The 25662-nt window shown below is 35.8% G+C and carries 30 protein-coding genes; 15 read left to right on the top strand and 15 right to left on the bottom strand.

The genetic code is table 11. The features are described from left to right. The first annotated feature begins 201 nt into the window (after positions 1-201). Entirely contained in the window at positions 202-1317 is a 1116-nt protein-coding gene (locus PMAL9190_RS06485; protein WP_087844438.1) for a 1-acyl-sn-glycerol-3-phosphate acyltransferase, read from the top strand. 55 nt (positions 1318-1372) lie between these two features. Here PMAL9190_RS06485 and PMAL9190_RS06490 read toward each other — a convergent pair whose 3' ends face one another. Continuing rightward, the gene (locus tag PMAL9190_RS06490) at positions 1373-2296 is read right to left on the bottom strand and encodes a LysR family transcriptional regulator (RefSeq protein WP_087844439.1); all 924 of its coding nucleotides are present in this window, start codon (positions 2294-2296) and stop codon (positions 1373-1375) included. Between the two features lie 237 nt (positions 2297-2533). Here PMAL9190_RS06490 and chrA point away from each other — a divergent pair, with 237 nt between their 5' ends. Both chrA and PMAL9190_RS06500 read left to right on the top strand, forming a co-directional pair. Continuing rightward, the gene (gene chrA / locus PMAL9190_RS06495) at positions 2534-3682 is read left to right on the top strand and encodes a chromate efflux transporter (protein ID WP_087844440.1); all 1149 of its coding nucleotides are present in this window, start codon (positions 2534-2536) and stop codon (positions 3680-3682) included. A 166-nt stretch (positions 3683-3848) separates the two neighbouring features. After that, entirely contained in the window at positions 3849-4145 is a 297-nt protein-coding gene (locus tag PMAL9190_RS06500) for a hypothetical protein (protein ID WP_087844441.1), read from the top strand. A 41-nt stretch (positions 4146-4186) separates the two neighbouring features. On the opposite strand, the gene PMAL9190_RS06505 is transcribed toward PMAL9190_RS06500, so the two are convergent. Together PMAL9190_RS06505 and rpoS are read right to left on the bottom strand one after the other, a co-directional pair. Further along, complete coding sequence (locus PMAL9190_RS06505; RefSeq protein ID WP_087844442.1) at positions 4187-4732, bottom strand: YceB family lipoprotein; 546 nt, start codon at positions 4730-4732, stop codon at positions 4187-4189. A 64-nt stretch (positions 4733-4796) separates the two neighbouring features. Next, complete coding sequence (gene rpoS, locus PMAL9190_RS06510) at positions 4797-5675, bottom strand: RNA polymerase sigma factor RpoS (RefSeq protein WP_087844443.1); 879 nt, start codon at positions 5673-5675, stop codon at positions 4797-4799. 464 nt (positions 5676-6139) lie between these two features. On the opposite strand from rpoS, the gene PMAL9190_RS06515 reads away from it, so the two are divergent. After that, on the top strand, positions 6140-7384 hold the full coding sequence (locus PMAL9190_RS06515; RefSeq protein ID WP_370738752.1) for an Nramp family divalent metal transporter: 1245 nt from the start codon (positions 6140-6142) through the stop codon (positions 7382-7384). A 50-nt stretch (positions 7385-7434) separates the two neighbouring features. Here PMAL9190_RS06515 and PMAL9190_RS06520 read toward each other — a convergent pair whose 3' ends face one another. Further along, positions 7435-7701 carry a hypothetical protein gene (locus PMAL9190_RS06520; protein ID WP_087844444.1) on the bottom strand — a complete coding sequence of 89 codons (267 nt, stop codon included), beginning with the start codon at positions 7699-7701 and terminating at the stop codon, positions 7435-7437. Positions 7702-7831: 130 nt separating this feature from the next. After that, a complete protein-coding gene (locus PMAL9190_RS06525) occupies positions 7832-9280 on the bottom strand; it encodes a tyrosine-type recombinase/integrase (protein WP_087844445.1) in 1449 nt (482 codons plus the stop codon). A gap of 322 nt (positions 9281-9602) precedes the next feature. Here PMAL9190_RS06525 and PMAL9190_RS06530 point away from each other — a divergent pair, with 322 nt between their 5' ends. Then, positions 9603-9950, top strand: a complete 348-nt coding sequence (locus PMAL9190_RS06530; RefSeq protein WP_087844446.1) for a hypothetical protein — start codon at positions 9603-9605, stop codon at positions 9948-9950. A 61-nt stretch (positions 9951-10011) separates the two neighbouring features. On the opposite strand, the gene PMAL9190_RS06535 is transcribed toward PMAL9190_RS06530, so the two are convergent. The 3 genes from PMAL9190_RS06535 to PMAL9190_RS06545 are packed head-to-tail and all read right to left on the bottom strand — an operon-like array spanning position 10012 to position 12736. Then, complete coding sequence (locus PMAL9190_RS06535) at positions 10012-10992, bottom strand: ABC transporter permease (protein ID WP_087844447.1); 981 nt, start codon at positions 10990-10992, stop codon at positions 10012-10014. Further along, a complete protein-coding gene (locus PMAL9190_RS06540) occupies positions 10989-11729 on the bottom strand; it encodes an ATP-binding cassette domain-containing protein (RefSeq protein ID WP_235004309.1) in 741 nt (246 codons plus the stop codon). Before PMAL9190_RS06540 ends, PMAL9190_RS06535 begins: the two co-directional genes overlap by 4 nt. Before the next feature lie 17 nt (positions 11730-11746). Next, on the bottom strand, positions 11747-12736 hold the full coding sequence (locus tag PMAL9190_RS06545) for a sugar ABC transporter substrate-binding protein (protein WP_235004310.1): 990 nt from the start codon (positions 12734-12736) through the stop codon (positions 11747-11749). Between the two features lie 277 nt (positions 12737-13013). Between PMAL9190_RS06545 and PMAL9190_RS06550 the strand changes: the two genes are divergently transcribed. Next, positions 13014-13376 (top strand): hypothetical protein, encoded by a 363-nt coding sequence (locus PMAL9190_RS06550; RefSeq protein WP_087844449.1) that lies wholly within the window; start codon positions 13014-13016, stop codon positions 13374-13376. A 378-nt stretch (positions 13377-13754) separates the two neighbouring features. Here the strand turns inward: PMAL9190_RS06550 and PMAL9190_RS06555 are convergent, their stop codons facing one another. The 3 genes from PMAL9190_RS06555 to PMAL9190_RS06565 form a co-directional block, all read right to left on the bottom strand. Continuing rightward, a complete protein-coding gene (locus tag PMAL9190_RS06555) occupies positions 13755-14132 on the bottom strand; it encodes a cupin domain-containing protein (protein ID WP_060997868.1) in 378 nt (125 codons plus the stop codon). Between the two features lie 104 nt (positions 14133-14236). Beyond that, positions 14237-14485 carry a DinI-like family protein gene (locus tag PMAL9190_RS06560; protein ID WP_087844450.1) on the bottom strand — a complete coding sequence of 83 codons (249 nt, stop codon included), beginning with the start codon at positions 14483-14485 and terminating at the stop codon, positions 14237-14239. A gap of 112 nt (positions 14486-14597) precedes the next feature. Continuing rightward, positions 14598-15011, bottom strand: coding sequence for a hypothetical protein (locus tag PMAL9190_RS06565; RefSeq protein WP_087844451.1), 414 nt, complete (start codon positions 15009-15011; stop codon positions 14598-14600). Positions 15012-15211: 200 nt separating this feature from the next. Between PMAL9190_RS06565 and PMAL9190_RS06570 the strand changes: the two genes are divergently transcribed. After that, the gene (locus PMAL9190_RS06570; RefSeq protein ID WP_087844452.1) at positions 15212-15691 is read left to right on the top strand and encodes a YbhB/YbcL family Raf kinase inhibitor-like protein; all 480 of its coding nucleotides are present in this window, start codon (positions 15212-15214) and stop codon (positions 15689-15691) included. A 103-nt stretch (positions 15692-15794) separates the two neighbouring features. After that, complete coding sequence (locus PMAL9190_RS06575; protein ID WP_087844453.1) at positions 15795-16571, top strand: helix-turn-helix transcriptional regulator; 777 nt, start codon at positions 15795-15797, stop codon at positions 16569-16571. Positions 16572-16614: 43 nt separating this feature from the next. On the opposite strand, the gene PMAL9190_RS06580 is transcribed toward PMAL9190_RS06575, so the two are convergent. Together PMAL9190_RS06580 and PMAL9190_RS06585 are read right to left on the bottom strand one after the other, a co-directional pair. Further along, on the bottom strand, positions 16615-17670 hold the full coding sequence (locus PMAL9190_RS06580) for a sugar-transfer associated ATP-grasp domain-containing protein (RefSeq protein WP_087844454.1): 1056 nt from the start codon (positions 17668-17670) through the stop codon (positions 16615-16617). 363 nt (positions 17671-18033) lie between these two features. Beyond that, entirely contained in the window at positions 18034-19083 is a 1050-nt protein-coding gene (locus PMAL9190_RS06585; RefSeq protein WP_087844455.1) for a sugar-transfer associated ATP-grasp domain-containing protein, read from the bottom strand. Between the two features lie 409 nt (positions 19084-19492). Between PMAL9190_RS06585 and PMAL9190_RS06590 the strand changes: the two genes are divergently transcribed. Continuing rightward, the gene (locus PMAL9190_RS06590) at positions 19493-20380 is read left to right on the top strand and encodes a LysR family transcriptional regulator (RefSeq protein ID WP_087844456.1); all 888 of its coding nucleotides are present in this window, start codon (positions 19493-19495) and stop codon (positions 20378-20380) included. A gap of 116 nt (positions 20381-20496) precedes the next feature. Further along, the gene (locus tag PMAL9190_RS06595; RefSeq protein ID WP_087844457.1) at positions 20497-20835 is read left to right on the top strand and encodes a hypothetical protein; all 339 of its coding nucleotides are present in this window, start codon (positions 20497-20499) and stop codon (positions 20833-20835) included. A gap of 77 nt (positions 20836-20912) precedes the next feature. Here PMAL9190_RS06595 and PMAL9190_RS06600 read toward each other — a convergent pair whose 3' ends face one another. Beyond that, positions 20913-21383, bottom strand: coding sequence for a protease inhibitor I42 family protein (locus tag PMAL9190_RS06600; protein ID WP_159458366.1), 471 nt, complete (start codon positions 21381-21383; stop codon positions 20913-20915). Positions 21384-21583: 200 nt separating this feature from the next. On the opposite strand from PMAL9190_RS06600, the gene PMAL9190_RS06605 reads away from it, so the two are divergent. Then, positions 21584-21781, top strand: coding sequence for a YwbE family protein (locus PMAL9190_RS06605; protein ID WP_087844459.1), 198 nt, complete (start codon positions 21584-21586; stop codon positions 21779-21781). Positions 21782-21921: 140 nt separating this feature from the next. Next, positions 21922-22674 (top strand): endonuclease, encoded by a 753-nt coding sequence (locus PMAL9190_RS06610; protein ID WP_087844937.1) that lies wholly within the window; start codon positions 21922-21924, stop codon positions 22672-22674. 744 nt (positions 22675-23418) lie between these two features. Here the strand turns inward: PMAL9190_RS06610 and PMAL9190_RS06615 are convergent. Beyond that, on the bottom strand, positions 23419-23778 hold the full coding sequence (locus PMAL9190_RS06615) for a DUF6559 family protein (protein WP_087844938.1): 360 nt from the start codon (positions 23776-23778) through the stop codon (positions 23419-23421). A 232-nt stretch (positions 23779-24010) separates the two neighbouring features. On the opposite strand from PMAL9190_RS06615, the gene PMAL9190_RS06620 reads away from it, so the two are divergent. The 3 genes from PMAL9190_RS06620 to PMAL9190_RS06630 all read left to right on the top strand — a co-directional run bounded on the left by PMAL9190_RS06620 (position 24011) and on the right by PMAL9190_RS06630 (position 25584). Next, positions 24011-24376: a hypothetical protein gene (locus PMAL9190_RS06620; RefSeq protein WP_087844460.1), complete on the top strand. Its 366-nt coding sequence runs from the start codon at positions 24011-24013 to the stop codon at positions 24374-24376. Positions 24377-24403: 27 nt separating this feature from the next. Further along, the gene (locus PMAL9190_RS06625; RefSeq protein WP_159458367.1) at positions 24404-24898 is read left to right on the top strand and encodes a COG4315 family predicted lipoprotein; all 495 of its coding nucleotides are present in this window, start codon (positions 24404-24406) and stop codon (positions 24896-24898) included. A gap of 305 nt (positions 24899-25203) precedes the next feature. Next, positions 25204-25584 (top strand): DUF3653 domain-containing protein, encoded by a 381-nt coding sequence (locus tag PMAL9190_RS06630; RefSeq protein ID WP_087844462.1) that lies wholly within the window; start codon positions 25204-25206, stop codon positions 25582-25584. Positions 25585-25662 lie beyond the last annotated feature (78 nt).

A 25662-nucleotide genomic window follows, 5' to 3' on the forward strand; every position in this document is an offset into this window, starting at 1 on the left:
TGCATAGGCGACAATAATCAAAATCAGTGTATGATTGGTCGTTTTTGCATTAGAACGCACTTTTTATGATTAATTGTGGTTGAAAATTCAGCGACTCGGCGTGGTTCCGTTTGCAACCATACTCCTTATTGATTTAGGTTATTGGGTAAAGATAGTATTTACCTGTAAAATAACCCAGTTTTTTCAAGATGAAGCCTTATTGTGTGTATAGATAACGATATTTATAAAGAAATCCGCCCTTACAACGATGACGAAGTTAAAGGGGCTATCCAACGTCTGATTGATGATAAAGATTTTATCAATGCCATTTTAAAATACCGCTTTCCTCATGCTTCCGGTATGTTTGGCTGGTTACTGATTCCGCTAATAAAACGTTTTCTTGTGAAAAAATGGTCAAACGTGACCAGCGTTAAAAATGTTCAAGATTATGTAGCGAAGTATATGAGAGCAACCATCGATCATTCATGTGACGGTGTAACAGTAACGGGGTTAGATAAGCTTGATCCCAATAAATCTTACTTATTTGTATCAAATCATCGTGATATCGCGATGGATCCAGCCATGGTAAATTGGTGTTTATTCAATAATAACTTTAGTACTGTTCGTATTGCGATTGGCGATAATTTACTTAAAAAGCCATGTGCGACAGAGCTAATGCGTTTGAATAAAAGCTTTATTGTTAAACGCTCAGCTAAAGGTCCGCGTGAGTTAATGAAGTCACTCGGATTACTCTCTAGCTATATTTCGCATTCGTTAACTACGGGTAATAATATTTGGATTGCGCAAAAAGAAGGACGAGCGAAAGACGGTAATGACAAAACCGATCCAGCAATTTTAAAAATGTTCTTTATGGAAGGACGCAAGCAAAAATTACCGTTTGCAGAGTTTATGAGTGGGCTCAATATTGTTCCTGTGGCAATTTCATATGAAAATGACCCTTGTGACTTGGCAAAAGCGCAAGAGCTTTATCAAAAAGAAACCACAGGCACGTATGAGAAATCTGAATTTGAAGATATCGAAAGTATCGTCCAAGGTATTGTCGGTCAGAAACGTCGCATCCACGTTAGCTTTGGTGATGTTATCACTGATGTGCCAGAAACCCCTGATGAATTAGCCGCAATTATTGATAAACAAATAACCGAAAATTATCATTTATTCCCATCAAACTTTATTGCTGCTGATATTGAATCTGAGCAAGTGACAGCCGCAGAGCGTCAGTTATTTGAACAAAAATTAGCTGACCAACCACAAGGCGTACAAACGATATTACGCCGTATGTATGCGTTACCGGCACAGAAAAAACAATCAGTAGAATAAACAGCTTTTACTTAATAATAAACAACGCGGCTATCATGGCCGCGTTGTTGTATGGCTAGCGTAGAGCAGCTGGCGTTTTATACGGTGCTTGTGCCATACGTTCAGACATGAAATCGATAAAACACCGCACCTTAGGTGCTAAGTATTTTCTGCGTGGATAAACGGCATAAATCGGTAAATCAACCGTTGTTTTCCACTCTGGCAGTAACTGTATTAGCTTCTTGGTTTCAATCTCATCGGTCATTAAATAGGTTGATAAATACGCAATCCCTAAGCCACTAACAGCAGCATCTAATACAGCAGGAGCGTTATCTATACGGTAATTGCCTCGCACTCGAATAGATTGTTGTACACCGTCACGAGAAAACGCCCAATTGACATATTTACGCTCACGGCTTTGGTAAGTTATACAATTATGGTGGCGTAGTTCACCTGGTGTTACTGGTTTTCCATTTAGTGCAATATAATCAGGTGAAGCAACAACGATAAACTCACAATTAGCTAATTTTCGTGCAACCATGCCTTCTGGTGGGTGTTCATGAATGGCTATCCAACAATCAAAGCCTTCTTCTAATAAATTCGGACGATGATCAAAGAGACTGATTTCTAATTCTAATTCAGGATTGAGTTTTTGAAATTCAGCTAAAGCAGAAGTGATATGGATATTACCAAAAGATTGCGCGATCCCTATGCGTAACACACCTTTTATTTCATTACGATAACCAGCGACCATCGCTTCTGCTTCATTGACGGTATCAACCAGTTGTTGACCATAATCAGCATACTGCAACCCTATTTCAGTTAAGGCTACTGTGCGCGTGCTACGCTGCACAAGTTGGCAACCTAAACGTTCTTCTAAATAACGAATTTGCTTACTGACTTGAGACTTAGAGATGCCTAATCTATCTGCTGCACGAGTGAAACTTTGTTCATGGCCAATCGCAGCCAAGATTACCATTTGTTGAAGATTTTCTAGCATAAGCATTTACTCTTAGAAGAGAAAAGCAAAGTAGGGGACGATATATATAACTTTGCCTGTTATTACAAAAGAATAACCTGCTTACTATCATAAAGGATAATCCGTGACTTGAAAATAACAGCCGACAATATAAGCCATTCAATATCAATATTAATAATAATATGTATCTGTATAAACGATTTCAGTAATAAACAAACAATCGTTAATATAATGACTTCACTAAAGGAGATGTGATTAATGTTAACGGTATTTTGGCAGTTTTTAGTGCTAGGACTATGCAGTTTTGGTGGGCCTGCAGCACATATAGGCTATTTTCAACAAGCATTTGTCGTTAAAAAGAAATGGCTTAATAACGATGATTTTACCCAAGCTATTGCGTTATGCCAGTTTTTACCTGGCCCTGCGAGTAGTCAACTTGGAATGTATATTGGTTATAAAAAAGCAGGCTATTTAGGATCAATAGCTGCATTTGCTGGTTTTACATTACCATCATTTGCATTACTTACATTTCTTGCGGTTGCAAACAATCAATTTAGTGGTTCAGCCAGTGTTGAACATATCATTACTGCTGCCAAATTATTAGCTGTTGTGGTTGTTAGTGATGCGTTATGGGGGATGGCAAAGAAAAACCTTATATCAATGCCAACCATCGCGACAGCGCTATTAACCGTAATATGGTTAGCGTTTAGTAAAGGGTTATTTAGTCAAATTCTACCTATTATTATTGCTAGTATCATTGGTTTTTTATGGTCATTTAAAACCCAACCAAATATCAATAAATCACTTACCAAACCAATACGACCACATATTGGTCTAGTTATGATCTTTTGTGGGTTATTAATTTTATTACCATTAATCGCGAGTACCAACGAGAGCATTAAGATCTTCTCAATTTTTTATCAAGCGGGAAGTTTTGTTTTTGGTGGGGGCCATGTTGTATTACCACTATTACAGCCAATGCTTGATGGAATGGTATCGGATAATACTTTCTTAAGTGCTTATGCTTCTGCACAATTAGTACCAGGACCTATGTTTACCATGGCCAGTTATTTAGGTGCATCAGCAATACCTCAAATGCCAATAATTGGTAGCTTAATTGCTACAATAGCGGTGTTTTTACCTGGAAGTTTACTCTTATTTGCTTTTTTACCTGCTTGGAAAGCTTTATTTAGTCATCCGCGCTTAACGCAAGCAATAATATTAATAAATGCTTGTGTTGTAGGTTTATTAGCAAGTGCATTAATCGATCCTGTCATTAGCAGTTCAATTAAATCCATACCTGATATCGTTGCCGTAATTGTAGGTTATGGGTTAATTAAAAAATATAACATGCCTGTATGGTTATTAGCGGCATTGCTATTAATATATGTGTTAACTTTTTATTAAACACAAAATCAGAGCTATTAAGCTCTGATTTTTAAATAATCTAATGCACTATAACTTTATAATGTTAAACAGAATATATAATCATCGAAAACATATAACTATGTCAGCTAAAATTCAGTCTAGCTTGTTAAAATCACGTACAGGTGAATAATACAAAAAATTTAAAATGGATAAAAAACAAAGAATACGTTCTAACATTACTAATTATGATGTATTACGGGCTGTAAAATTAGAAATAAAAGCCAGTGAAGAACGCATTACGCGTCGAATATATACTGCAGCAATACTATCGGTAGCAACAATTATTTTTGTATTAATGCTTATTATTACTAGCCAAACCCCCACAACAAGAGACTATGCAGCAGATGCTATGAAACGGTCTTTTGAAATGGAAAGGGCACTCAAGATGATAGATGAAGCATCTGGTACGCACTATTTAGAGGAATCAAAAACAAATAATTAAAAAGCTCTTATAGCAAAGAGCTTTTTATTAAAAATAGAATGTTACCACTCTAACACTAATTTATGGTTCTCAATAACCAACTCAGGCTTGGTTTTTTTCAATAATGATTGCTCTAATTCATTATCATTGAGTTTATATACTGGCTTAGTTGATAATATTTGGCTTAAAAAAGAAACGATAGGCGTAATTACGGGTTTCGTTAAGACATTATTTAACCGTTTTGGGGTAATGTCTAAAGATTCAATATTAAGGCCTTTTAAATAGATAGCACCTTGTTGTTGATTGTAATAAGGAATAGCACTGAAATTGGCTTTTATTGAAATATTTTGTGTTGGTTGACCCATTAGCTCTAAGTCAGCAGTTGCCGTTGCTGCGACATTGACTTTATCTTTAGCAATACGACCGATACCAACTTTGATATTATCAAACTTACCCGTTGCATATGCCAACCCTTGAATTCCAACAGAATGATTAAATTGGGTTTCTTTATTTAGGTATGATTGCATTTCATTTTCAGTTACACCGTAACTAGCACAACCTGAAAAAAATAACACAGAACCCGCAACTAATAATGATTTTAAATGCATAACAAACCTTACAATAACAAAAAAGAGCACATTAGTGCTCTTCTAAATAATAGCAAACAATCTATCATGCTGTATCAGCAAATAGAATAGAGATGTCATAATTATCACGCTGAAGATAATTACGCAGCTTTTTCAATGAAATGACTTGCAGTTGTCGAATTCTCTCGCGCGTTAATCCTACTTCATCAGCAACCTCTTGAAGCGTTTGTGATTCATGTCCAAGCAGGCCAAAGCGACGACAAATAATTTCTTTATCACGCGGGGAAAGAGCATTTAGAATAGAAGAAGTTATGTGTTTAATATCGAGATCATCTAAATGACTCTCTGGCTTTACGGCTTTATCATCAGTTAAAAATACCGAAAGAGATTGTGAATTAGCATCGTCGTTGATTGTCTGATCATAAGATATTATTGGAGCATCATAAGATAGAAGGGTAGATATTTCGTTAACATTTCGATCGAGTGTTTCTGCGACGTCCTCATGTTTTGGCTCTTTATTTTGAGTATTTAGCAGATGTTTATGCGTTCGTATTATCGTATTAATTTCTTTTGATACATGGACAGGCAAGCGAATAGTACGGCTTTGATTATGGATAGCACGTTCAATTGTTTGTTTAATCCACCATGTAGCATAAGTAGAAAAGCGAAAACCTTTTTCAGGGTCAAATTTGTCAACAGCTGTAATAAGTCCTATATTTCCCTCATCAATAAGATCACTTAATTGAATTGTGCTGCCACGGTAACGTTTTGCAATATTAACAACTAAACGTAAATTACTTTCGATCATTATTTTTTTTGCCGTGGCATCTCCTGTTAATGCCTTGCGACTATAGAGGATCTCCTCATTTTTTGTTAAGAGTGGTTTCATAGAAATATCACGAAGATATAGCTGAATTACATCAGTATCAAAATTTTGAGTCGTGTTATTTACTTCAGCTTCCATATTATATCCCTCTTTTAACATCCATTTCTCTACCTCAATTACAGCAGTGAGGTGTTTATTAATAATTACACGTGTTTATTATTAATATCGAATTTTACAAAACGATGACGTTCTTCATATTATCAAAATACACTTATTTCCAATAAGGATTAACCATAATCCTTATAATTCGTAAAAGATATATAATTTGTCTATCACGACAATATCGATTTTTCGTAAAATATAAAACTCTTTAATACACATTACTGAAAAAGGATCACGTTTTATTGATATATTTCACATAATAAACGCATTAAATGATAAAATATACATTTTTAATACCCTATGCCTATTTCGAAATAGCTACTTCCTATCAATAAGTTAAGATTCATACATGAAACATTAGTAACCATATTTGACTCACTAAATGATATTGATTCTCATTTACAATAAGGGTAAGTTTGATTCATGACAAAGGAGTCACTATGAATAAAGCAACTATTGCTATTAATATGCAACCAACACCATTTGGTTTAAAATTAAAAAAGAAATTACTTTTATTAGGCCCTGCATTTATTGCGGCTATTGGTTATATAGATCCTGGTAATTTTGCGACAAATATCGAATCCGGTTCAGCTTTTGGCTACCAATTACTATGGGTAGTTTTATGGGCAAACTTGATGGCGATGCTGATTCAATATTTATCAGCTAAATTGGGTATTGTTACAGGGAAAAATCTAGCAGAACATTTACGTGATCATCTACCTAAATGGGCAATAGTTCCGTATTGGATACAAGCTGAAATAATTGCTATGGCAACCGATCTTGCTGAATTTATCGGTGCAGCTGTTGGTTTTCAATTATTATTTGGCATAAGTTTGATGGAAGGTGCTGTCATTACTGCGATAGCTACTGTTATGATATTAATGCTAAATAATAAAAGTCAAAAACCGTTAGAAGTTATTATTGGTTCTTTATTATTATTAGTTGCTGTGGTTTACATTTTCGAACTATTTATTGCACCGCCAGCATCTCATGAATTAGTAAAAGGATTAATTGTTCCTACATTAAATAGTCCACACCAAATATACTTAGCAGCAGGTATTCTTGGTGCAACAGTAATGCCTCATGTTATTTATTTACATTCAGCATTGTTTAAAAACACTTACGGTGAAAAAGTATCAACACGTTTACGTTCAACAAAATATGATGTATTAATTGCAATGTTTATTGCAGGGTTTGTTAATATTTCAATCGTTGCAATGGCTGCTGCTGTATTTCATTTCTCTGGTCATCAAGATATTGCAGCAATAGAAACAGCCTATAAAACATTAACGCCATTAGTTGGTAAAGCTGCATCTATTTTATTTGGTATTTCATTAGTAGCATCAGGTCTTTCATCAACAGTCGTAGGTACAATGGCAGGTGATGTAGTAATGCAAGGCTTTGTAAAATTTACAATTCCTATGTGGTTACGTCGTTTAATTACGATGATTCCATCATTTATTGTGATTGCACTTGCTATTAATACCACTGAAATATTGGTCATGAGTCAAGTAGTTTTAAGCTTCGGTATCGCACTTGCTATTGTTCCATTACTTTACTTTACCAATAGCAAAAAAATCATGGGTAAATACAAAAATAATAAAATAGTATCTATTCTTGGTTTAATAATTATTGCTATCGTTCTTGCTCTAAATTTATACCTAAGCTATACACTAATTGTTTAGTTAATAAAATAAAACTCCTTGTCATCATAATCACCTCGATAATATAACTATTATCGAGGTGTTCTTTTATGGCACCTTTTTTGTTTATACAATATATTTAATGCCTTATATTCTCTTTTAAGATCTGCTTTTTCTTTTTTAGATGCATTAGATAATTTCATTGTTATTTTCTTTTCAAAACTAATAATACGTGTTTCTAACCCAGTGCAGGGCAGTAATCCATATTGATTTTTATATTGTTCAATAGTTAATGCAGAGCTTGATATATGAAAGCTAGCAAATAAAATAGGCACTAATAGTCGAATAATCGTCATCATCATAAATCCAAATGTTATTTTGAATACAATATCACTTTAGTAGAAATATAAAATAAGATTGTACAATAATAATACTTACTCTACAGACTGCTTTACAACTAATGTAATCTTAATCGAATAATGTGAGCCGTTAACGACCTGGTGTAACGCCTTGTAAATCATCATCAGTACGACGGTCATAGCGTTGAGTTGTGTTAATACTGCTGTGTCCCATAAATTTACTGACTAATAACAAATCATATCCAGAGCGTAATAGGTTGGTCGCTACTGAATGACGAAAATCATGGGGTGATATTTGACGTGAAAAACCATTTTGATGAACTTGTTTACAAAGATCATTAAGCGTTTGGGTCGTTAATCGTTGTGATGTGAGTTGCTGATAACGATTAACACCACAGAAAAAACTCGATATTTTTTGTAAATGTTTCGATCGGATCGTTAACCATTGCTCAATCGCTGAGTATAAATCACTGTTTTTTGAGAAAGGTACATACCGTTCCTTATTACCTTTACCCATTACGCGAATTTTACATAAATACAGATCAATATCACCGAGATCGAGCCCAATAACTTCCGCCCGACGTAAGCCTGATTCATACATTAGCCAAAATATTGCATTGTCTCTTATCGCTTTAATCTTGTTCGATTGTGCTAAAGTTAGTGCCGATATTTGGTCAACATCAGCATAACTTAAGTAGCGACCACTTGATTGACGAGAACCTCGCGGCAGTTTTATAGCCTTAATTCGCTGAAGTGTTTCAATAGAAATCGACTCAGATAACCACGCATGATGAGCAACACCACGTAACATTCTTAGCAAATTATCTGCAGTAGCAGGAGCATAATCTTGTTTTTTATCGGTACTTTTCATCGTTAAACGTGATGACAAAAACGATTGCATTGCTGTTTGTAATACCGGTGCATAGAGTACTGTTTGCCAATCCATCCTTTCAATACAAGATCTTAAACAAAAACAACTAAATGCTTCTAACATTATCTGAGCTTGAGCGGTTAATTCAATCGTTAATGGTTGAGGTGCAGAAATAGGGGATAGCCAACCTGAATCCAATTGTTGTTCTTTATGCTCATGAACAGAAAAACCGCTAATGACAGATTGCCATGCCGTTATTTGAGATAACGAGATTTGTTGTTGCTGATAATAATAATCACCAACAACCAGTAGTGCTTTTTTTAATGGATTAATATGTAAATTCTTAAGTGACCGCTGTGGATCATAAATTAAGCCTTTCATTGTCGCTTTAGTTTTAGCGCGATGAATCAAAAATGAAGCTATCGCTTTTTCAATAAGATCTGGGCTACTGATTAGCATTATCCAATTAATTTGATCAAAACTCGATCCTAATAAAAATCGGCTAAAACGCTCTAACGTATAACGCGCATTTGCCTGACCGCCAGTGGTATCGGTTGCGGCGAGAGAATAAACATAAGCTAAAGCTGGATTAGAAACAAAATGATCATGGTGACGGATCTGTTGGCTAACGGCTGTTTGTTGGCGTAATGTACCTGGTCGAAGATTGAAGTCGTTATGTACTAGGGAGTTTGATGGGTTGATCGTCATTATTATAGGTCTTTTACTTGATCTGCTATAATGAACATTATATAAGACTGAGATATTAAAGCTATAAAATTCATGTATTTATGAAAAATAAAAGATCATACCGCGATCGAATAAAAACCCTAATAAAGAACAAATTCCGCCATAATTAGCATCGAAAAATAGCCATTTTTAGTCTCATTATTTTATCATTTACGGTTAACAGCTCTATTAAACTATTATATTTAAAGTGTTACGGTGTCACTTGTATGCGGTTTATCTAATGATATTGTTGGCAATAGCGACTATGATTAATAGAGGATCACTTTCTTGGGGAGCATAGCTTATGGTAGAGAATATATCGTTTACGGTTAAACCATCTATTTCTATTGCAGAGTCGATCATTGATTATGTTCAGGGCCATGAATCACAATTTTCACCAATGCTTTTTTCAAAACACAATGTAGAAGATGCTCGGTTTCAATTTGCTACTGCATCATTACGGGTGGATATGGTTGAGTTTGATGATGATCATCAATCAGGTTTAGCACATGTAAGTTATGGTATTCACTTCTTTTGGCCGTGTAATAACCAAGATGAAATTGATACATTTCAAGAAGCGCTGCCTTTCGTTATTAATGATAACCACGTTATTTTTAGCTTAACAACTCATCAGCCTTGGATTGTGTTGTAATCGACAAACAAAAAAGAGAGCGGGTAAGGCTCTCTTTGTTTTGTCATATTAAAATATTGTATTAGTGCATTAGTCGTCGCCATGTACCTTGGTGCTGTTTAAGCAATATGCTATGAATAATGAGCGAAGCAATGATAATTACGCCATACACCAATCGGGTCCAAAATCCTGCAAGTCCTGCGCTAATAATACCAGCTTCTAAAATACCGATAATACATGCACCAAAAAATGTACCTAATAATGTACCGCGTCCGCCAAGCACTGATGTGCCACCAATAAAAACCGAAGCAAAAACAAGTAACATATAACCTTGTCCCTGATTTGGCCACCAGCTGCTCATTTCAAGACTAACAAAAACGCCCACAACCGCCGACATTAATCCCATTAAAACAAATAGTAACAAGCGAGTACGTGCAACAGGTACACCCATCATTTCAGCAGCTTTAGGGTTATCGCCAATAAAATTGATATTATCACCAAAAACATGGCGCGATAATATCAGCCATAAAACGACTAAAATTACTAAACACCATACTGCTTGTGCAGGGATAATATCTGCAATTCGACCCACCATCATGGTATGGAACCAGCTATCACGCACTTGAGGCAAACTTAAAGCTAATCCATCAGCAACGACAGTTGTTAAGCCACCAATGAAAAATTGACTACCAATAGTTGCAATAATCGAGGGTATATTAAAACAAACAACTAACAGTCCATTTAGCACTCCACAAAATATACCTACGATAGCCGCAGCTGCAAAAGCAATAACCGCAGATTGTGTTGTTTGAAAAGTTGCTGCAAAAACATAACCACCAAGTGCAATTACTGATGGAAAACTCATATCAATTTCACGAGCAATAACCAATAGCGTTAAACAAAAAGCGAGCATTGCCGTAAATGGGATCGTTGACATGAAAGACGTATATATACGCATATGGGTAAATGTTTGTGGGCTATAAACCGTAAACAATAACCATAAACCGACCAACATTAAGCTAGTAATAATAGGAGCGCGGTGTTTCACAAAAAATGTATTCATGCAGCACCTCGGCCAACAGCTGCTAGTAACGCATGTTGTAATGATTGTTGATCCATCTCATTTTTACTGTATTCAGCAACGATCGTACCGCGATCCATAACCACAAAACGATCAGCAACTCGATAAGCATCATTCATATTATGTGTAATCAACAAACAAGCTCGATGTTGTGCTTTCAATTGTTCAATAAAGCATAATACTTTCTCAACTTCACCTAACGATAATGCTGTGGTAGGTTCATCTAGTATCACTAATTTGGCATCAAATAGCATCGCGCGACCAATGGCTAAACCTTGACGTTCACCACCAGAAAGTTGCGACACACTGCTATCAATGTTTGCACCGACACCACGAAAATCGAGTTTCTTCAGTAACTGTTGTGCTTGTTGGCGCTCTTGTTTTTGGTCGATAAATCCAAACCGATTACGAATATGACGCCCCAGAAATAAGTTACGCCACACTGATTGTTGTTCACCGAGCGAACCTGCTTGATACACTGTTTCAATCCCTAATTTACGGGCATTTTTTACATTATAGTGTAGTTTATCAACAAGTTTATTTTGAATAGTGAGTTCACCAGAATCAAATGCTTCAATTCCTGCAATCAGTTTAATCAAGGTTGATTTGCCTGCGCCATTATCACCAAGTAAGGCAATTACTTCACCTTCATTGATACTAAGATTAATGTTTCGCAACGCATGAATAGGCCCAAACCACTTATTTACATCTGTTAGCATTAATGCTCTTGAGCACATTAACGAATACCTTTTGCTGCGAGTGGTGCAATGAAATCAATATTCTTAAGATCAACAAACCCAGCGCCAGTATCTATATCTAAACCAGAGAATCCGTAACGTTTACTTAATACGGTTTGCACAACGGATAAATATCCCATTAGGTAAGGTTGACTATCAGCAACTAACTGAACATAGCCACTACGAATAGCATCTGAGGTTGCAGGAGATAAACTAAAACCAGCAACAAAAATTTCTTTAGGCCTAACACCTGCATTACGTAAGAAATTGGCCATTTGAGAGGTGAGGGATCCATGATCCACTAAGATAAGCTTAGTACTGATATGACTGGCAAGGTATGATGTGATCGCAGCAGTACCTAATGAAGGATCTTTATCTGTTTCAGGTGAAATTTGAAGAAAATCAACGGTTAAACCAGCTTGTTCTAAGGTCTTGATCATACCTCGAGTAGATTTACTTCTTTCAGCTATGTCTTTTATTCCCCAAACTAATGCATGATCACCGGCTTTAAATTGACCTCGTCGTAGTGCCTCGGCAGCTAATTTAATACCACGTTTAGCATTACTTACTCCAACATAACCAAAACCTTTATCTTGCATTGCGCTCATGCTTGCCGGTAAAGCGGTATCAATTGCAGTGACATTAATGCCTTTATTCTCAGCTTCCATAACCAAAGGTTGATACGCACTATCGCCTGGGTGACCCATAATAATAATGCCAGAAGGGTTGGCAGCAACGGCTTGTTTAAAGTTTTCAATCATTTTTTGTGGTTGCCAATCAGAGTAAACAACCCGTAAGTTAGCCCCAAGATCTTCTGCTGCTTGCTTTGCTCCGTTTTGAACAACCGTTGCATAAGGTCCACCGACAGGGCCACCAACATCAATCCAAATTGACATATTTGTGCCAGAAGGTGTTGCGCAGACACTGGTAGAGACTAATGCAAGACTCGCCATAACAACTTTTGAGAATTTTTTGGAAAAATGTTTCATTTATTCACCAGCAATTTGAATTCTATCTATTTTAGTGGAAGCATTTTATCGTTATTTGTTAAAAACGCTAACTATTAATAAGTAGAATTTATTGCAGCAATATTGTCATATCTATCAAAAAAGACAGCTATATAGGCGGGATGCAGACGAGATTAGTGATAAGAAATGTTACAATACACTCATAAAATAATTTACAATATTATAACCAACCTTAAATGTGTAGTTTACTGCATATGTGCTATAAATGGCATATATCAATGCAAAAGGAGTAAAGGTTATGGCAACAAAATTTATTACGCTATCTATGCTTGGTATTTCATTATTTTTCAGCTCTCTAGCTAATGCTGACGTCAAAGTTAAAACAGCACATGAGCTTGAGATTTTTCGCTTTAGCTATATACATTCAATTACGCCTTTTGATCTCAAGCAACCAACCGAAGCCTTACAAACTATTGCTAATTTGTATGCATTAACTTATGTACTAAAAGACTTACCGCTAGCACTAGAAACAAAATTTGATACCTTGTCTAGCGATACTCAAAAAGACATTGCATATAAATATTGTAAAGCATATAGCACGCCTTCTAATACTCAAGTACCAGTATCAATAATGCTAAGTGATATTTTATCACGTTATTAGCGGTTATTTTCATGCTTCAATGTAATTAACGCGATAACCACAAATACACAGAATAATATTTTTCCCTTCAAGATATTCAGACTTTCCACATTTAGGACACACAAATTGAGTCATTAAAGTAAACATAATAACACCATAAAATTTAACATTTAGATAATATATCTAGCATTGGGTGACTGAGTCAGAATAGTTTCAATAACTTGCGATAAAAACCACAAAATTAAAAAGTGTTATTCATTTTTTCATTACATAATTGCTTCCATATCAAAAATCTATTGTTAATCAACATAATAGAAGATAGTAACGATGAAAAACAGCCATAAAAAAACTCTCACAAATGAAAGTGAGAGTTTTTGAAAGTGCGATTTTTAGCAGTGATTAATGATCGACTTCAAAGCCAAATGTTTTATTTTGAATATAGACCATGTCACAATCAGTTGTATACACAACGCTGTGAATGCGATTGGCTTTAATGTAACCCGTTTGACCCGCTTTTAAGATCATTGGTTCGCCATCTTTTACTAACTTACCATCAACTCGAAGGTGAAATTGAATAGCAATCTCACCAGTAACGATAATAGACATATCATCGTGAGGGTGATGATGCGGATCTTCGATAGTACCTGCTTTCCAGCGCTCAAGTAATGCAGTGACACAATTGGCATTACTTTCATCAGTATCTCGAAAACTAAACCCAGGGAATTCAGGATCAGCAGTAAAATCAGACCAAATATCTTTTGAAATAAACGTGCTCATAATAAAAACTACCAATAAATAACATTATAATTATTATAAACGCTTATCAATCAGTAACATCATCATGTATTAAATCAGCAAGCTCAATATGCAATTATAACGCACTACATATCGTAACTTGGCTGCTCTAGCCAATCATCGGCTTCATCAAACATGGCTTCCAGTTGTGACTCGACGTGTTGTTTATCTTCTTTAAGACCACCAACTACATTTAATTCATTTGCACCACCTAAACGTACTCGAACTAAAGCATCAGGCCAAGAGATAGCCATTCGACGGCAAAACTCGCGTTCTACTTGGCAAAAAACATCTTGTGGTACATTATTTTTATTAACCATTAACTCTATGCGCATATAAGTCCATCTATTACACTGGATAAAATAACACTGATTATATATACAGCATAATAGACTGAGCAATTTAATCTCTTTATGGTGTTAAGTGGTAATATTTATTAAACGTAAGTTACTCAAATTTGCAGCTAATTGATGTAATGGGTGTCTTTGACGTTGAGAAGCATGCATAAACAGTTTGAGGTTTATGACGACGTAATTGTACATAGCCAGAATCAATATCATCCTCAGAGAAAGTGATAAGATGTGATTTTGCAGTCGTCATATCTGCATATGTCGCTTCAAACTCATCATTAATAGCATTAGCGACTTTATTTAATGTATGGGTTGTTTGAAAACTAATTGTTGCACAGCGCATAGGTGCTGAATGATGTACTGCTGCCATTTGGGTTTGTTTATCATAATTAACAGCTTCTATTGTTGGTTCTATATTAACGGCATCAAAGTGAGTAACAGAACAAGTCGACTGAGCCATAACAGCACCAGAGAAGAGGTTTGCGAGTAAGAGCAGGGGCATCAGTTTCATTAAATAATTATCCTTTAATCGATTTGATTCTTAACGTGCCTTTTTATCATATCTCGCAACCATAAACGTCAAAACAATTAACAAAGAACATAAAATGTCATATTTGTCATAGTAAAATCTAATTTTGACACTTAAAGATGAAAACAAGCAGCAGAAAAATCGTATAGTTACTCCATCGACAACAAATAGAGTATATAATCATGTCAACATTTACTATGACAAGTAACAGCATTGCAGAAGAACAGCATCACGATAAACGTTTTTCATTTAATAGTTTTGGTAATGATGGCGATAATATCTCACCTCAGTTAGCTTGGGAAAATGCTCCTGAAGGCACTAAGAGTTTTGCTGTTACATGTTTTGATCCAGATGCACCAACTGACTGTGGTTTTTGGCACTGGCAGGTAATTAATATTCCAGCATCAACCCATGAGCTTGCAGAAGGCGCATCTACCCATCTTGCTGCTGGTTTGGAAATGCGTAACGATTACGGTTTTAATGGTTACGGCGGCGCTTGCCCTCCAGAAGGCCATGGTGTTCACCGTTATGTATTCACCGTATGGGCATTGCCTTGTGAAAAAATGGAAGTACCAGATGACGCATCATGTGCTTTAGTAAGCTTTATGCTAAACGGTACAGCATTAGCTAAATCTACTATTACAGCTCATTACCAGCGTTAATCGTTCTAATGACAGTGAAAAAGAAAAGTCTCATTAATAGTATTTTATTATGAGGCTTTCTTTTTTATATCTTTAATATCAACCTTTTAAAGGGAGGTGTTACATGTCAGATATTGTACAATGTATTCATTACAGTGGTCAAAAATCCCAGCAATTACGTAATGTTCCCTTTATCTATCCATCCATTGTTTGGGTACAAACAGGTGTAAAAAAATTACAATGGCAAAATGACTGGATTAGTATTGATCCCCAGCATTGGCTATTAACCTCTGGCCACTCACAACATACATTCATTAACCAACCCTCACAGAGTGTATTTTCATCTCTGCAGCTCTGTTTTTTCATTAAACCGACCACAGAGCTCATCAATCGTTCACGTCACAACGCAACGAGCAATATTACGCCTGATTATCAATTTGATCACGCGGGTGAATATTTATTTATGAATGTTATTAATATGCCGAAATCGTTACCACGTAACGTACAAGAGTGCATAGTGAATGCATTATTTGAGCATTTAGCAAATATCGGTAGATTACATCAACTATTTAATTCACAAGATTTATCATGGCGTGACAAGCTTGTCGCTTTATTTAAACAACAGCCAGGGGAACAACATAGTATTGAATCAGCGTGTCAGCATTTTGGATTAAGCAAATCGACTTTAATTCGCCGTCTACGTGAAGAATCAACTCAGTTCAGAGACGTTTTAGCTGAATTAAGAATGGGTTATGCATTAACGTTACTTCAAAAACAGCATTATACTCAGCTTGATTTAGCACAACTTTGTGGTTATCAGTCAGAAACAAGATTTGCACAACGGTTTAAAAAACAATTTGGCTTATCACTTAAAGAATATCAGCAAACGATTTTAAACTAAAAAGGGTTGAACAATATTGCTCAACCCTTAGTCAATTAATCTATTATGCCGCAATGAACTTTTTATCTGTCCATCGCATGTCTGCAAACATCGGTCCTTGAATGGCTTCTGTAAATTTGATGCCGTTATGGACTGCATTCCACTCCATTATTTCAACGCCACCGTTTTCATTGATAATAACATCCCAACCGATAGATTGAACAAAAGGGTAGTTTTTATGCAATGCGATCACATCGTCACAAGCTTGTTTAAAATTGGGGATAACGACCCCTTTAAAAGCCTTATTGGTGGTTGGATGTTGGTCTATTTCAAACCAGTCACTGGTATAGCCATTACTAAACAATTCACCTGAGTTTAAATCAATGCCAACACGAATATTGGTTGAAGACTTAACAAATTCATCGGTTCCAATACCTAAACGTAAGTAAGCACCACGCACATCAACTTTGCCTTCAGGTGTTAACGCTGTAGTTAAGCGCATTGTTGCACCTGGTTTGGGGAATAACTCATTAAATATTTCATGCTGAACGATAAGGCGTTGGAATATACCTGATCCAATCTTCGCTACTTTATCTAAACAGAACTCATCTTTATGGAAAAAGTGAATACCTTTTCCTTGAAAAGAAGAATTCAGCTTGTAGATAACAGTGTCGTGATCTTTAAACAAATACTCTTTTACTTGTTCTGGTTTTAAAACGTCATTTGTCGCTGAAGCGCTATAAATACCACTCGAATAGCTCACTAGGTCAGGGAAAAGATCAGACTTTAATAGCGAACCACTAATGTTTTTAATTTGAGCAGGTGTACCACTAATCCCGTTACTTTTAGGCAATACAATTTTGCCATAGTAGTTATCGGGGATCCAACCGTGTTTAAACTCACCACGCATTAATGAGTATACATATAACCACGGTGCATATTTGATATCACCAAGTATATTTTTAGCGTAATTATCACATTGTTCTTTGATATTTTGAGGTAGTTTGCCTTTAGAGTGCTCTAAGTTAGCAAGCACAGCCATTGCTTCTTTGTTTAATGCAGCGTTATATCGATAGTCTTGAATATATGTAATTGCTTTTTTAATATCTTTGACTTTCATAAAATCAGTATCTCATCCAAATAATGCATGCTTTAAACATTACATATTAATCTTTATTAACTAACAATAATTACATGTTTATTGTTATTCGATTTGGAAAAAATAACATGTAAGTATGTTTATACATAGATCTTATTTTTGTATATTAAAAAAAATGACATAAAAAACACATAACAATAAAAATCATCATGATGTTTAATGCAATAAGAACAGAATTAATATAAATACTTAATTGTTAACAGGTTGGTATTTGCTGTGAAAATAAAGCACGCACCAATGATAAATGTGGCGTATGCTTTATTTGAGTATGATTATAGTAGTACTAAAATAATAGTAGACTAAATATTAAATAGTGAAATGCTACTATAATGATAAAAAGGATTTATCACACCAAGGTAGATCAGTAAATGACGGTCCTTGAACAGCTTCAGTGAACGTTATGCTATTATGGATTGCATTCCACTCCATAATTTCAACATTATTGTCAGTATTAATTGTTACATCCCAACCAATTGATTGCACGTATGGGTAACGGCTATGAAGTTCTTCTACGCTAGCACGAGCTTGAGCAAAATTAGGTAATATAACGCCCTTAAATGCTTTTTTAGTATTAGGGTGCTCATTAATTTCATTCCACTCAGTGGTATAACCTTTATCAGATAATGCACCTGTTTCAATATCAATAGCGACACGAATATTAGTTGCAGAGCGTACATACTCATCAGTGCCTACACCTAAACGCAAATAAGCCGCTTTTAAGCAAGTAGTGCCGTCTGGTTTTAATACCGTGGTTAAACGCATAGTTGCGCCTGGTTTTGGAAATAATTCATCAAAAACAGCATGTTGCTTTATAATTTTTTGAAAAATCCCCGAGCCTTTTTTCATAACATCGGTAATAGAGAAATTATCTTTGGTATAAAAGAAAATTCCGCGGCCTTGGTTAGAAGAGTTAACCTTAAAAATAACGCTATCACGGCCATCAAAAAGGTAGTCTGCAATCTCATCTGCAGCTAACACTCGATTCTCAAGTGGAATACTAAATATACCACTTGAATAACACACTAAATCTGGAAATAAAGTAGAATTAAACAGTTTAGACGTTATATTTTTAATTTGCGCCGGTGTTCCGCTAATACCATTACATTTAGGTAATACAACCTTTCCATAATAATTATCTGGAATCCAGCCTTCTTTAAATTCACCACGAATAATTGAGTATACATATAGCCAAGGTGCATATTTGATATCACCCAGTTTTTCTATTGCATATTTATCACACTGCTGTTTGATACTATCAGCTAATTTGCCTTTTGTTTTCTCAACTTCAGAAAGAATCGTCAATGCCTTGTTTTTATGCATGTCATGATAGCGGTAATTCTGAACAGTAGTAATAATGTTTTTTATTTTATTCATTTGGTAAATCTTTTACAGTTCTTTGATATTTATAAATAGTCACATAAAAAATAATTTTATTCAATGATTGTCGTATCTGTTTATATTATTAGATATTAATCTTAGTTTTTATTGTGATAGGTATAGTAATGACGGATATTTGCTGTTATTTATATTATTAATATTTATAGCTTTTTCTTTTCGAAAAACAAAAATTATAATACAGAGTTATATTTCCCATAAAAAAAGCATCACACATAAATAAATATTATATATATTCTAAACATATATTAATAACAATTCTTCATGGCGCGGACAGGACAAATCAGGTTTATAAATCAAAAAGTAACCATTACTGCCGTAATTGATATGTATTAAATTATCATTTACTCTCATTACAATAACTTTTTGTAATAATGCGCGGTAAATAATGATTAATCCCCAATGGCTAACAACCTTTAAAACATTAATAGATACAGGGCATTTCACACACACGGCTGATGTTTTACACATGACGCAGCCAGGTGTAAGCCAACATATTAAAAAGTTAGAACAAGCTTGTGGCTATCCGCTGATCACCCGTTATAACAAACAATTTGAGATCACAGAGCAGGGAATGCTTGTCTATCAATATGCTCAGCAACAAACATTGCAGTATCAAAGCTTAATCAACAGCCTACAAACTGACAGTCCTCATGCTGGTATCTGTAAATTAGCTTGTTCAGGCTCGTTTGCTTTATCGTTATACCCGCAGTTATTAGGTTTACAGCAACAATACCCTCAGCTTCATTTTCATCTCGAAGCTGCACCTAATCATAAAATTTTGGAAGATATTGAAACGAATAGCATTGATATGGGTATTGTTACTCAACCACCTGAAAATGATAAACTAAAAGCAACTGTTATTGGCCAAGAACAATTATGTTTAGTGTTACCGCTACGCTATAAAGATACTGATGTTAATCTCGAACTATTAACCGATTGTGGGCTTATTAATCACCCAGATGCCGAGTATTATCTAACCAAATATTTTCGTAGTTGCGGCCAAACACATTTAGTCGATATTAAAATTGAGCAATTACCGATGACGAGCTACATCAATCAACTTAGTCAGATTTTAATCGCTGTTGCTGAAGGGATAGGGTTTACCGTTTTACCTCAAAGCGCTATTGCACACTTTTTCGATAAACATAAACTATACATTGCGCCGCCATTAACAGCCGTAACTGAAAAACTGTACATCATTCAAAAACAACATCGTCAGTTACCGGCACGTTATCAAACAATAATGCCATTACTAACAAAAATAAGTCATTAAATAGATGATTAAACAAGCAATAATGACTTTGTTTTAATACATAATTTGATCTTCTCTATAAAATAGACTTTAAATAGCCCATAGATAACCAATGCGTGTTTACAGAGGGATAGCTCATGAAAAAGTCGACAAAGTCTGCCATCGCAGTCCTTAGTGGAATCGTGATATGCAGTTTAGTATTTACAATCATCAAAAGTGAACAAACGACAAAGAGCAGTACCGTCATCGAGCAGACACAAGATAACACTGCCGTTAAGTTGCCTGCTACTGCATTGCCAAAAGCAAAAAATTCAGACTCAACACCAGCACAACAAGTGAAAGATAAGCCTTATAAATGCAGTGATTTTGATCCTAAAACAGGAGGTTTAAAAGGGTGGACTGCTGATATGGGCGTTGGGCCAGCAATACCAGAGCAATTACTTCCTAAAGATTGCCCAGCACTTCAACACCGATAATCACATAATATCGCTCAGCCCTCCAGATCATCGTTTTCGGAGGGCCTTTGTTCGCTTAGTTATATATAGGCAATCAACTAAGGTTGCACTGAAATCGCAATATTTTTGCTTTCCCAGCTGTTTTTCTCCCATGAGCGGCCGTAATTAAGCTTTAGTTCTCCAACACCAGCAGCAACCACCTCAAAAGTATATGAACGTAAACCTGCGCAACCGACCATGCCTTTCTTACATTGTGGCAAATTCTGATAATCAACGCTCAACAACATTAATGAGTTTGGCATTGAGCGCAGCGCCCAAGAAGAACCAGTAGAGGGATTAGCGGGTAAACTTAATTTAAACGTTTGGCCTAGCTTCATCGTTACGGCTTGTTTTTGATCAGTCGGTAAACATGTTTTTTGCGGTACTTTACTATAATCGCCAGTCACAATAGTGGTAAAACCCGCGTCACATACAGGTTTCGGTACTGATTGCGCTTGTTCAGACGCAAATGCACCACCACTGATAGTTACAAATGTTGTTGCTAATAGAATGTGTTTCATTGCTTTCATGTCACTGTCCTTCATATTTGTTGTTTCTTTATTAGCCTAACAAATAACCCAGTGCTTACGCTAGACCAGTAAAAAACCGTCAGCAATGGGTAAAAACCTGACGATAATGTCCAAAAAACAACCAACTGTTAATATTCAGTTGCGTTTTACTGTAAACAATCAATAATACAGCTCTAAAAATTAAAAACAAAAGAGTCAATATGTCAGGTACAAACCGTTCTAATATCCATGTTGGTTTAGACGTTCAAATCGTATTAAAGCAAGATCAACGTAGCGGCACGCTAACATCAGGTACGGTTGAGAAAATACTTACCAACTCACCAACACATCCCCATGGCATAAAAGTACGCCTAACAACAGGTGATGTCGGCCGAGTGAAAGTGATCCTTTCAAAGTAGGTCGCCAACAAACAACTTACCATCGTATTTAATCCAATCATAACCAAAGCCAAGCCTGGTTTTGTTATATCAACATGCCATTAATTCGGCATTTTGATCGCACTACATAGAAAGAGAACATCGTGAATCGAACCAATATTATGCTTCTAAGTGTCGCACTCTTACCGACGCTAGCATTTGCACAAACTCCACAAGGTAACACCACTAACCAATCATTCAGCAAAGCTAAAAAGATCATGCAGCAGCAGATCTATACTAACCCTGTAGATATGAAAACTATTTACTGTGGCGCTGATTTTAATAATAAAAAATACGTTACATTACCTTCAGGCTTTACAACTGACGTATATAAAAAGCGCGTTAAACGTTGGGAAGCAGAACACGTAGTACCTGCGGAGAACTTTGGTCGCGCATTTAGTGAATGGCGTGATGGCGCTAAAGTTTGTGTTGATAGCAAAGGCAAATCATTTAAAGGCCGTAAGTGTGCTGAAAAAGCCAATGCTGAATACCGTTTAATGCAATCAGACCTTTATAACTTATTCCCAGCAGTAGGTGCTGTGAATGCGGCTCGCCAGAACTACAACTATGTTATGCTGCCGAAAACAGCAAGCAAAGACTATCGTTCGTTTGGTAGTTGCGACATGATCATTGATAAAAAAGACCATGATGCACAGCCGCCAGAGCGCGCACGTGGTGTTATCGCCCGTACCTACATGTATTTTGAAGCCGTATACCCAAGCTACAAAATGAGCCGTCAGCAGCGTCAATTAATGACAGCATGGGATAAGCAATACCCAGTAACAAAATGGGAATGTGAACGTGCAGCTAAAATTCAAAAAATTCAAGGCAATGTGGATCCTATCTTAGCTTCACGCTGTAAAAACATCGGCTAAAACCGACTTGAAATAACACTGTTAAAATCCATATTTCGCGATATGGATTTTTTTTGTTTTTTTATAAAAGCAATAAAAGCCTAATACAACAATGATAAGCACCTTCAAAGGTTAACAAAAATCAGGTTAGGTAAGGTTAATGTTATGATCTTAGTGGGATTATCGACGGCTGATAGCATTAATAACAGGTGCTAGTTATCAAAACGAAACTAAACGCTATTAATATTTCATTTTTTGTCGTTTTATATGCTACGCTATAAATGTAACGAGCTAGAAATACAATTTGGTTAACCGTTCAATCAGTTAACTCATTGTATTAACATATTATTTATATTGTATATTACACAAAATTTTATTTATTGGAGTACCATTTATTAATGAGCAGCAATCGTAGAACCCAGAATCTATTAGCTACCCTTACAAAAAAGCTTTCTAAGTTACAAGCCATGTCTAAATCTACTCGAGATGGTGCAAGTAAAGCACGTTACACTGCTGAAATTGAAAAAATTGAAATAGAGCTTAGTAAGCTTAAACAAACTGCAGAATAGAATCGTTCTATTTAAGATGTTTGGCCTACTACTATTTCAACAATAGTAGTAGGTTAGTCAACCGTAATTACCACCATTGTTACTCACACATCCCCAACATAAACAGCCTTTTCCAGCCTTTAACCACTTTATTTATTGTTACTGTTATTTATCCCTTGTAGGGGATAAAAGATTAAAAATCTATTAATTATAAACGTTAATAGCGGCTGCCCATGCCAAAGCGATTCGACATATCATCCTCTATTCGACCACCTTTCCATCCACCTAACGTGAGTAGGTTAAGCACATCTTGTCCGGTGTAATCATTGCCGTCAAAGAAATCGTGCGACACATCATTACGTATTGATTTCAGAACGGGGGTTTGCTCAATATTCATATCGTGCGGATCAGCATACAAAGCCACAGCAATTTGATATTGCCGCGCACTAAAGTCACTAGTACTGGCTTTAATTTGACCTAAAGAGAAAAAATCGCGACTGCCATAACCTTTTATCAATTTTGCAGAAAGTAACTTGATTACTTTTTTAATGCGATGACGCTGAATAACTCTAAGCAAAGTGATCCCCTCCATTAAACCAATCAATAAGTTGTTATGTTACTGAAAAGAGCATAGTTCGTATAATCATTTCAGTATACCGTAAGAGTGACACTGTAACTAATAAACCATCATCATAGAGGTGACATCAACGCGCGCAAAATAACGCCCTTAAAATTTATTCTCATAACGGTGAAATTTTTTTTTTAGTGCAAAGTTCTATTACTTCAAGAATTGGCACATAGGGAACAATATGCTTAAAAATATCACAATAGCTTTAGGGGCAGGGTTTATTGGTAGTATCGCCAATGTTGCTGCGATTTATCTCATCAACCCATTACAAGGATTATCCCAACCCGATCATATATTTGTCTATAAACAGGTTTTTTGGGGCGGTTTATGGGCACTGCTTTATTGCTTGCCTTTTTTAAAACAGAGATGGTTTATCAAAGGTATCGTCGTCGGTTTTATCGCAAGTTTATGTACTTTCTTTGTCTTTCAAACTATTCCTGTCACGCCAATTAATATCATAAAAGCGTTGATAGTTAATATTGTTGCATGGGGAGGATGCTCATCGTTCTTTTTTTATAAAGCAACAACATCTGACAATACGTTATAACCACATGACTTTGAAATGGTAACCATCATGAAAAAAATATTCATTCATACCTCATTACTTTTATTATCAATCTCTTCTAGTGCCTTTGCTCATAATGTAGAGTACCCAACAGAACCGACGTTTAAAATGACACCTAAAGGCAATCTTCTAGTTGGTAAAGACGATTTGGCGCTGTACACGTTTAAAAAAGACGTTAATTCGCCCATTCCACCTAAATGTACCAGCATGAAAGACAAAGGCCCGTTAGGCTCATGCTTAGCAAGATGGCCCGCCGCAATCGTCACTATGAAAGAAATGAAAAAGTTAATCTTACAAGATCCAAAATTTGGCGCGGTATACAATAATGAGCTTAACAAGTTACAACTAACGTACTCAGGGTTGCCGACTTACTATTGGTTTAAAGACACCGAGAAGAACAATTTTAGCGGTGATGGTGTCGGCAATGCATGGTCATTAATTTTAAAAGATATACCACCCACAATGTTTGATGGTTTAGAGAAGAGCACTGCTAAGTCTAAATAACTAGAACCAATCTAATACCGTCCACTGTGGCGGTATTTTTGTATTTGGTGAGCAGAGTGGCGAATTGAACATGGGGAGCTAACTAACGAGGCAGGCATAAAGCAGATACTAATGGGTTATGCCTTGATGGAGATTAGCTCAGAGAATGATAGGGCGTATAAAACTAAGATCATTCAAACAGCAGGGATGTTAAAGAACTTACCCTAGTAGACTAATAACATAAACATCAGTAATAGCATAATGTCGCACTTATTATACACATGAAGCATTCATGGAAATGATAATGTCCTTCCTTTAGCAAAGAAATGAACAAAATCAATAAGAAACGCCGTATTACTGATAATGAGATCTTTCGATTCTATACCTGTAACCTAACCGTTGAGATGACAGCAAAGCTCTGTTTTAAGACTCCTAAAACCGTCTTACAGTGGGATAAAGGTAAGACAATACCACCTATATGTAAGCGCTTAATGAGAATGTACGCTTATCGTGATTTATCACCGCTTGATGATGATTGGAAAGACTGGAAGATATCTAAAGGAAAGCTGATTACTCCTGATGGTTGGCCGTTAACACCAAATAGGGTAATCATGGGAAATGCTCTTATAGAGATAGGAGCAACTGATGAACTTAGGTTTCAGCGTGAAGTATTAAGAACCGCTCGGATGCTGAAGAGACTAAAATAAGATTATAGAACCTGTCGCTTAGACAGGTTCTATTTTTTTATAGTATGAATCTTATCGTTATAAGTCACAAAATTGATA

The sequence above is a fragment of the Photobacterium malacitanum genome, assembly GCF_900185615.1.
GTDB classification, from domain to species: domain Bacteria; phylum Pseudomonadota; class Gammaproteobacteria; order Enterobacterales; family Vibrionaceae; genus Photobacterium; species Photobacterium malacitanum.

Bases quoted from the DNA above. Each gene is read 5' to 3' on its own strand.
- PMAL9190_RS06490 (WP_087844439.1), bottom strand. From the start codon at position 2,296: ATGCTAGAAAATCTTCAACAAATGGTAATCTTGGCTGCGATTGGCCAT.
- chrA (WP_087844440.1), top strand. From the start codon at position 2,534: ATGTTAACGGTATTTTGGCAGTTTTTAGTGCTAGGACTATGCAGTTTT.
- PMAL9190_RS06500 (WP_087844441.1), top strand. From the start codon at position 3,849: ATGGATAAAAAACAAAGAATACGTTCTAACATTACTAATTATGATGTA.
- PMAL9190_RS06505 (WP_087844442.1), bottom strand. From the start codon at position 4,732: ATGCATTTAAAATCATTATTAGTTGCGGGTTCTGTGTTATTTTTTTCA.
- rpoS (WP_087844443.1), bottom strand. From the start codon at position 5,675: ATGGAAGCTGAAGTAAATAACACGACTCAAAATTTTGATACTGATGTA.
- PMAL9190_RS06515 (WP_370738752.1), top strand. From the start codon at position 6,140: ATGAATAAAGCAACTATTGCTATTAATATGCAACCAACACCATTTGGT.
- PMAL9190_RS06520 (WP_087844444.1), bottom strand. From the start codon at position 7,701: ATGATGACGATTATTCGACTATTAGTGCCTATTTTATTTGCTAGCTTT.
- PMAL9190_RS06525 (WP_087844445.1), bottom strand. From the start codon at position 9,280: ATGACGATCAACCCATCAAACTCCCTAGTACATAACGACTTCAATCTT.
- PMAL9190_RS06530 (WP_087844446.1), top strand. From the start codon at position 9,603: ATGGTAGAGAATATATCGTTTACGGTTAAACCATCTATTTCTATTGCA.
- PMAL9190_RS06535 (WP_087844447.1), bottom strand. From the start codon at position 10,992: ATGAATACATTTTTTGTGAAACACCGCGCTCCTATTATTACTAGCTTA.
- PMAL9190_RS06540 (WP_235004309.1), bottom strand. From the start codon at position 11,729: ATGCTAACAGATGTAAATAAGTGGTTTGGGCCTATTCATGCGTTGCGA.
- PMAL9190_RS06545 (WP_235004310.1), bottom strand. From the start codon at position 12,736: ATGAAACATTTTTCCAAAAAATTCTCAAAAGTTGTTATGGCGAGTCTT.
- PMAL9190_RS06550 (WP_087844449.1), top strand. From the start codon at position 13,014: ATGGCAACAAAATTTATTACGCTATCTATGCTTGGTATTTCATTATTT.
- PMAL9190_RS06555 (WP_060997868.1), bottom strand. From the start codon at position 14,132: ATGAGCACGTTTATTTCAAAAGATATTTGGTCTGATTTTACTGCTGAT.
- PMAL9190_RS06560 (WP_087844450.1), bottom strand. From the start codon at position 14,485: ATGCGCATAGAGTTAATGGTTAATAAAAATAATGTACCACAAGATGTT.
- PMAL9190_RS06565 (WP_087844451.1), bottom strand. From the start codon at position 15,011: ATGAAACTGATGCCCCTGCTCTTACTCGCAAACCTCTTCTCTGGTGCT.
- PMAL9190_RS06570 (WP_087844452.1), top strand. From the start codon at position 15,212: ATGTCAACATTTACTATGACAAGTAACAGCATTGCAGAAGAACAGCAT.
- PMAL9190_RS06575 (WP_087844453.1), top strand. From the start codon at position 15,795: ATGTCAGATATTGTACAATGTATTCATTACAGTGGTCAAAAATCCCAG.
- PMAL9190_RS06580 (WP_087844454.1), bottom strand. From the start codon at position 17,670: ATGAAAGTCAAAGATATTAAAAAAGCAATTACATATATTCAAGACTAT.
- PMAL9190_RS06585 (WP_087844455.1), bottom strand. From the start codon at position 19,083: ATGAATAAAATAAAAAACATTATTACTACTGTTCAGAATTACCGCTAT.
- PMAL9190_RS06590 (WP_087844456.1), top strand. From the start codon at position 19,493: ATGATTAATCCCCAATGGCTAACAACCTTTAAAACATTAATAGATACA.
- PMAL9190_RS06595 (WP_087844457.1), top strand. From the start codon at position 20,497: ATGAAAAAGTCGACAAAGTCTGCCATCGCAGTCCTTAGTGGAATCGTG.
- PMAL9190_RS06600 (WP_159458366.1), bottom strand. From the start codon at position 21,383: ATGAAAGCAATGAAACACATTCTATTAGCAACAACATTTGTAACTATC.
- PMAL9190_RS06605 (WP_087844459.1), top strand. From the start codon at position 21,584: ATGTCAGGTACAAACCGTTCTAATATCCATGTTGGTTTAGACGTTCAA.
- PMAL9190_RS06610 (WP_087844937.1), top strand. From the start codon at position 21,922: ATGCTTCTAAGTGTCGCACTCTTACCGACGCTAGCATTTGCACAAACT.
- PMAL9190_RS06620 (WP_087844460.1), top strand. From the start codon at position 24,011: ATGCTTAAAAATATCACAATAGCTTTAGGGGCAGGGTTTATTGGTAGT.
- PMAL9190_RS06625 (WP_159458367.1), top strand. From the start codon at position 24,404: ATGAAAAAAATATTCATTCATACCTCATTACTTTTATTATCAATCTCT.
- PMAL9190_RS06630 (WP_087844462.1), top strand. From the start codon at position 25,204: ATGAACAAAATCAATAAGAAACGCCGTATTACTGATAATGAGATCTTT.